4 protein-coding genes and 1 pseudogene are annotated in these 6,755 nt (G+C 66.9%); all 5 read right to left on the bottom strand.

Annotated elements, in window-relative coordinates; all coding sequences use genetic code 11:
- Positions 1-107 precede the first annotated feature (107 nt).
- Positions 108-2,120: pseudogene (locus PG883_RS17020) on the bottom strand (DUF748 domain-containing protein); the annotation flags it as partial.
- Between the two features lie 271 nt (positions 2,121-2,391).
- The gene (locus PG883_RS17015) at positions 2,392-2,805 is read right to left on the bottom strand and encodes a MerR family transcriptional regulator (RefSeq protein ID WP_010674587.1); all 414 of its coding nucleotides are present in this window, start codon (positions 2,803-2,805) and stop codon (positions 2,392-2,394) included.
- Positions 2,806-2,859: 54 nt separating this feature from the next.
- Entirely contained in the window at positions 2,860-3,831 is a 972-nt protein-coding gene (locus PG883_RS17010; RefSeq protein ID WP_210600246.1) for a hydroxymethylglutaryl-CoA lyase, read from the bottom strand.
- Positions 3,828-5,792, bottom strand: a complete 1,965-nt coding sequence (locus PG883_RS17005; RefSeq protein WP_210600245.1) for an acetyl/propionyl/methylcrotonyl-CoA carboxylase subunit alpha — start codon at positions 5,790-5,792, stop codon at positions 3,828-3,830. The genes PG883_RS17010 and PG883_RS17005 overlap by 4 nt, the downstream gene beginning before the upstream one ends.
- 109 nt (positions 5,793-5,901) lie before the next feature.
- The gene (locus PG883_RS17000; RefSeq protein ID WP_042878770.1) at positions 5,902-6,750 is read right to left on the bottom strand and encodes an enoyl-CoA hydratase-related protein; all 849 of its coding nucleotides are present in this window, start codon (positions 6,748-6,750) and stop codon (positions 5,902-5,904) included.
- Positions 6,751-6,755: the final 5 nt, after the last annotated feature.

The following is a 6,755-nucleotide window of genomic DNA, read 5'->3' as shown; positions in this document are numbered from 1 at the left end:
CATGGTGTTCCGCTTTGTTTCTTTGGCGAGAAGAAGCGTACCAGAACCGGCAGTTGGCCTCTTCTCTCCTATGCACCATGGGTGTTGCAGTTATTATCTGAATTCGCGGTGAGCTCCAGGTTGTTGAAGGTGACGGCCACGTCCAGCACCGGCTGCTCGATCAGCAGGTTGGTGCCGCCGCGAATGGTCACCGGGGCGTAGCGGTCCACCTTGCCGTTGAAGGCCAGCTCGGAGCGCTGGCCCGGGATGTTGCTGATGTGGCGGCTCTGGCCACTGAGGGAGGCGATGTCCACCACGAATTCCGGGCTCAGGCTGCGATCGGCAAAGCGCAGGTTGCCCTGCTCGGTGCGCACCTGGGCGATGCTGACGCGGGGGGCCGGGCCGCTGCTGGCGGGCTTGCCCGTGGCCGGTTGCGGCAGCAGCAGTTGCTGCACGTTGGTGACCCTGTCCTCGTTGATCTCGATGCGGGCGAAGGGTTTGCGCAGCAGGATGTCGTCGATCTTCACCTGCTGGCTGATGCCGTCGTAGTGTAGGCCGCTCAGTTGCAGTTGCTCAATTTGCAGCAGGCGCTGGTTGTCGGCCCGATCCAGCACGTTGAGTCGATCGATATCGAGCCCGCCGCTCAGCTCCAGCTTGCTCAATGCCCCCTTGGCATCGGTGGCCAGCGCCAGCTTGGTGCGGCTGGCAAGCTGGCCGTCGCGCACACTGATGCGCAGCAGATCTTGCAGGTAGGGCTGGGCCCAGCTGAGCGGCAGACCCTGTTGTTTGATCTCGCCGTTGAGGCTGAAGGGGGCGAGGGCGAGGTCGCCGTCAAAGTCCAGTTTTGCCTGGTTGTTGAGCGCCCCGCTCAAGGTGAGCGGGCTGCTCTGTCCGCTCTGACTGCCCAGCGGCCCCAGAGCCAGCGTCAGGGCGGAGAGCTCGCGCAGCAGCGGCTTGCCGCTGCTCGATTCGGTCAGCTTGAGCTGGCCCTGTTCGATGCGGGTCTGCTTGAGGCTCCAGCGCCAGGGTTTGGCCGGGGCGGCCGGTTTGGCGGCTTTACTGGTTTTGACCGGCGGCTGCAGGATCAGCAGGGTCGCCAGATCCAGCTGCTGGTTGGCATCGAGCATGGCACTGACGGCCGGGGCCTTGAGCGTCACCCGGTCGATCTGCAGCGCCTGCTTGCTGCCGTCGAGCGTGATGCCGGTCAGCGCCAGCTGCTTGAAGCGGGCAAATTCGCCGCCCTTGCGGCGCTGAAGCTGCCAGTCATTGAGGGTCAGCTTGCCCTTGGAGAGTTGCCAGCCTAGCCCCTGCTTGCCCTCGGCAATCTGGTAGGAGATTTCGGCACTGGCCTCGCCTTTGGCCAGCTTGACGTCGAGATAGGGGGCCCAGAGCGGGGCGAAAGGGGCGAGGGCCAGTTTGCCGAGGCTGATCTTGCCCTTGCCGGCGCCGCTCATCATGTCGAACTCCCCTTCGGCCTTGAGGGGGCTCTTCTCGTTGACGGTGGCGCTCAGGCGATAGGGGTTGAGCACCCCCTCTGCGGTGGAAAAGCCGGGCAGGTGCAGGGCGAGCTTGTCCAGGGTGAGGGGCGGGACCCACCCCGGGCTGCTCTGCTTGCGGCTGTCCCGGTAGCTGAGCCGGCCCTGCTCGACGGACAGCTTGCCGATGGTCACCAGCACGGGCTCGGTGGCGGCTGGCGGTGTTTGCTCCGGTGCAGGGGAGAGCAGGGAGGCCAGTGCATCGGTCAGGTTGAAGCGTCCCTCCCCCTTGAGATCCTCGAGGCGCACCAGATCTGCCCTGGGGGCGGTCAGGGTGGCCTCTTCCAGTACCAGGGCGCGCTGCTGCCAGCTCGCTTTCAAGGCGGGAATGAGCTTCAGCTCTTCAAATGACACCAGTGCTTGCTGCTGGTCATCGAGCAGGGTGCTGGGACCCAGCACGAGGGAGGGGGAGCGGATCCCCACCTCTATCTTGCCAAGGGAGAGGTGCAGACCGTAATGGGTGGCAAGCCAGCCGGGGAGATGGCGCTGGATGAGGGTCGGCGCCTGCCAGAGCAGGATGGTGATGCCGATGAGCAGGAGCGCGAGAAGATAGAGGGCATAGCGCAGCAGACGAGCGGGCAGAGGCTTGAGCATGATGGTCTCCATTTGATGCGCATATGGTAGCAATTAATCGTGCCCGGTTCATGGGAAGGACTCATGAGGTGCGCCGCACTCTGACCGGGCTGGGGAATTATTGTGCGACCAAGGCCGGATTTCCCCCGTTTGCCCCACCTCGCCGCTTGCCCAAACCGCCCACTCTGTCCGGCATGTCGCGACGGGCGATGTGGGGAACAAGGGGGTTGCCGGGTCAGGGCCTGCCACTGCGGATATCCACTGGAAAACCGGGATACCGGGGGCGAGATACCCCCAGAGTCTGTCAATCCCCGTCGGTTTTCAAGCCGCCGAGGGAGTGGATGCAGCGCTGCTCGGCGGCATCGAGCTCGGCCATCACCATCTGGATGTCCTCCAGCTGCTGGCGCAGGGAGTGGCGTCTGGCCTCGATGAGCTGGATCATGGAGTGAAGCTGCATCCGGCTGGAGCGGTCGGTGTCGTACATGTCGAACAGCTCGCGGATCTCCGCCAGGCTGAACCCGAGGCGTTTGCCGCGCAGGGTCAATTTCAGGCGGATCCTGTCCTTGTGGCTGTAGATGCGGGTCTGCCCCTCCCGGGTCGGGGTGATGAGCCCCTCGTCCTCGTAATAGCGGATGGTGCGTGGGGTGATGTCGAACTCCTGGGCCAGCTCCGAGATGCTGTAGGTCCTCTCCTTGCCACTGGCGTGTCTGGCTCTCATGGTGCGCCCTCCTGATGAGCTGGCGGGGTCCTGGCCCCGCGGCAAGGGCCGGGGTCATGATGCATGATGGCCTCCCGGGGTGCGCTGCTCGCGCTCTTGTGCTAGGCGCCGTCCCCTCCCGTGCAGGGCCTGGCCGACCCGGGAGCCGTTGGGGCGCCCCAGCAGCTCGCTCACCCACTGGCCGGTGGCGGCCAGCTGGTCGAGATCGACGCCGGTGTTCATGCCAAGGCCGTGCAGCAGATAGACCACCTCTTCCGACGCCACATTGCCGGAGGCGCCGGGGGCATAGGGGCAGCCGCCGAGCCCGGCCACCGAGCAGTCGATGGTGCGGATGCCGCGCTCGAGCGCCGGCAGCAGGTTGGCCAGCCCCTGGCCGTAGGTGTCGTGAAAATGAACCGCAAGCCGGCCCGCCGGGATCTCGTGCAGCACCGCATCCAGCATGGGAGCCACGGTGCCCGGGGTGCCGACGCCGATGGTGTCGCCGAGGGATATCTCGTGGCAGCCCAGATCCAGCAGCCGCTCGGCCAGGGCGGCGACCCGTTTCGGGCGGGTCGGGCCGTCGAACGGGCAGGCGATGACGGTGGAGAGGTAGCCGCGCACCTTGATGCCGAGGCTGCGCGCCTCCTGCACCAGGGGGGCAAAGCGCACCAGGGACTCCTCCACGCTGATGCCGATGTTGGCCCGGGTGAAGCCGTCCGAGCAGGCGGTGAAGAGGCCTATCTCGTCGGCGCGTGCGGCGATGGCGGCCTGCAGACCCTGCAGATTGGGCACCAGGGCGCCATAGCGGGTCGGCCCCCTGCGCGGCAGGGCGTTAAAGAGTGCGGCGGAATCCGCCATCTGCGGCACCTTTTTGGGCGACACGAAGGCCCCCACCTCGATGCGCTGTAACCCGCTCTCGGCCAGGCGGGCGATGAGCGCCAGCCGCTGCGCCAGGGAGAGGGTGGCGGTCTCATTTTGCAGGCCGTCCCGCGGCCCCATCTCCACCAGGCTGACCTTGTCGTCCCGGTTCTCGTGCGTGTGGCTCATGAGCGCTCCTCCTGCGCGGTATGGTCCTCGGCAAAGCGCACCAGCACGGCGCCCTGGCTCACCTGTTCCCCCTGGCGGCACTGCAGGGCCTCAATCACCCCGTCCCGGTCAGCCTTGAGGACGTGCTCCATCTTCATCGCCTCCAGCACCAGCAGGGGTTGCCCCTTGCTGACCGGCTGGCCGGCCTCGACCTGCAGCGCCACCACGATGCCGTGCATGGGGGCCAGGATGCCCGGGACATGGCTCGTGTCGTGATCATGGTGGAGCTGATGATGCTGATCATCGAGCGAGAAGCGGATGCGTCTGCCCGCCAGGTGCAGCAAATAGGCGCCCTCGCCGAGGGGCTGCACCGGATAGCGTTGCCAATGTCCACCTTGGCACAGGCGGATCTGATCTGACCCGAGTTCGAACGGGATCTGCTCGCTCTGCCAGAGCAGGGCGCCTCCTCGCTCGGTGAGGGTGAGAGTGCGGGTCTCCTCGCCGATGCGCACCGTGGCGCAAAAGCGGCGGGTGGGGCCCAGCCGAAAGCCTGCGGCCTGCTGCCAGGGGGAGGCATCGCGCTCGCAAGTGGCGAGCCAGAGGGTGGCGAGGGGCCAGGCGATCGCCGGAACAGGCAGGGTGTCGGTGGGAATGGGCCACTGGGTGTGGTGGCGCATCGCCAGCACCTCTGGCACTTCGCACAGGCGTTGCAGGAGCGGGCCGTTGTGCACCAGAGGGCCAAGAGCCAGGGCTGCCAGGGCATCGGCCAGGGTGGCAAAGGCTTCGCTGCGGCTCGGTGCGTGGGCGACGAGCTTGGCGATCATGGGGTCGTAATAGGGGCTCACCTCATCGCCGGCGCCGACGCCGGTGTCGATGCGCACCCCCTTGGGCCAGGTGAGCCAGTGGATGGGGCCGCTCGCTGGCAGAAAACCGGCGGCCACGTCCTCGGCGTAGAGGCGCGCCTCCACCGCGTGGCCACGCAGCACCACCTGCTCCTGGGTGAGGGGCAGCGGTTTGCCCTCGGCCACCGCCAACTGCCAGGCCACCAGATCCTGGCCGGTGATGGCTTCGGTAACCGGGTGCTCCACCTGCAACCGGGTGTTCATCTCCATGAAGAAGAACTCCTCCTTGCAGAGCAGAAACTCGATGGTGCCAGCCCCCTGATAGTGGATGGCCTTGGCCGCCGCCACGGCCGCCTCGCCCATGGCGCGGCGCAGGGCAGGGGAGATGTCGGGGGCGGGGGCCTCCTCGATCACCTTCTGGTGGCGGCGCTGCAAGGAGCAGTCCCTGTCCCCCAGATAGATGGCGTTGCCGAGGGCATCGGCAAACACCTGCACCTCCACGTGGCGGGCGCGGGGGAGATAGCGCTCCAGCAGCACATGGTCGTCGCCAAAGGCGGCACTCGCCTCCCGCTTGACCGCCGCCAGGGCCGCGTCAAAGTCGGCCAGCTGATCGACCCGCCGCATCCCCTTGCCACCGCCGCCGCTGGCCGCCTTGATAAGGAGCGGGAAGCCCACCTGGCTCGCCTGATCGCGCAAAAAGTCGGTGTGCTGATCCGCGCCGTGATAACCGGGCAGCACGGGGACGCCGGCTGCCTGCATCAGCCCCTTGGCCCCCGACTTGTCCCCCATGGCGAGGATGGCGCCGCCGCTTGGGCCGACAAAGCGCAGGCCCCGCTGCTCGCAGGCGGTGGCAAAGTCGCTGTTCTCGGAGAGGAAACCGTAGCCCGGGTGGATGGCGTCGGCATTCGCCTCTTTGGCAATCTTGAGCACCTTGCCGGTGTCGAGGTAGCTCTCCCGGGCGGGGGCCGGCCCCAGATGCCAGGCCTCGTCGGCTTCGCGCACGTGCATGGCGCGGGCGTCGGCGTCCGAGTAGAGGGCGATGGTGTGAATGCCGAGGCGTCGTGCTGTCTTGATGATGCGCACGGCGATTTCACCGCGATTGGCGATCAGCAGGCGCTTGATGGGAGTGTGGTTGGTCATGCTACCTCCCTGCTGTTCAAGGTGCACATGTGCGAAGCGTGTTGATCCACACTCCAGTGATATTGACCACAGCTGGCGATCAGCAGGGGCTTGATGGGGTGGTATTGAGTCATGCTTCGTCCTTGAAACGGGGGCGCCAGGTTGGGGGGCGTTTGTCGAAGAAGGCCTGGATCCCCTCCTGGGCCTCGAGGCCGACCCGTACCCGGGCGATGGTCTCGACGGTCTGCTCTTCGTGCTGGTGGCCTGGGCGCCCTTCGAGGGCGGCCAGCAGCCGCTTGGTCTCCTTCATCGCCTGGGGGCCGTTGCGACACAACCGCAGGGCCATGGCGCGTCCCTCCGCCAGCAACTGATCAGGCTGGCTGAGCCTGTGCACCACGTTGAGTCGGCAGGCGGTGATGGCATCGAAAGGCTCCGCGCTCAGCATGTAGCGGCGGGCCTGGCGCATCCCCATGGCGCGCACCACGTAGGGGCTGATCACCGCAGGCACCAGTCCCAGGGTCACCTCGGAGAGGCAGAAGCGGGCATTTTCGCTGGCCAGCACGATGTCGCAGGCGCAGACAAGGCCTAAGGCTCCGCCGTAGGCGGCCCCCTGCACCAGGGCCACCGTGGGGAAGGGCAGCTCGTCCAGTGCCTGCATCAGGTGGGCCAGCACCCGGGCGTCCTCGCGATTCTTGTCAAAGGCGCGGGGGTCGAACGCCTCCCCTGCCATCTTGCGCATCCACTCGAGATCGGCGCCCGCGCAAAAATGCGGCCCCTCGGCGCGCAGCAGCAGCACGTGGGGGCGGTCGGCCAGCGGCTGGCCGTGGGCCAGCTCGTCGAGGCAGTCGAGCAGCCCCTGCATCAGGTCGGCATCAAGGGCGTTGTGACGGGCCGGGCGGGCGAGCACCAGCTCGATCACCGGGCCGTGGCGCTCCAGGCGAAAATGGGCAAGGGGATCGTTGAAGAGCGGGTCTGACATATGAA

Origin of the sequence: Aeromonas sp. QDB25 (assembly GCF_027707725.1) — a bacterium.
GTDB lineage: Bacteria > Pseudomonadota > Gammaproteobacteria > Enterobacterales > Aeromonadaceae > Aeromonas > Aeromonas caviae.
This window is presented reverse-complemented; position numbering and strand designations above follow the sequence as displayed.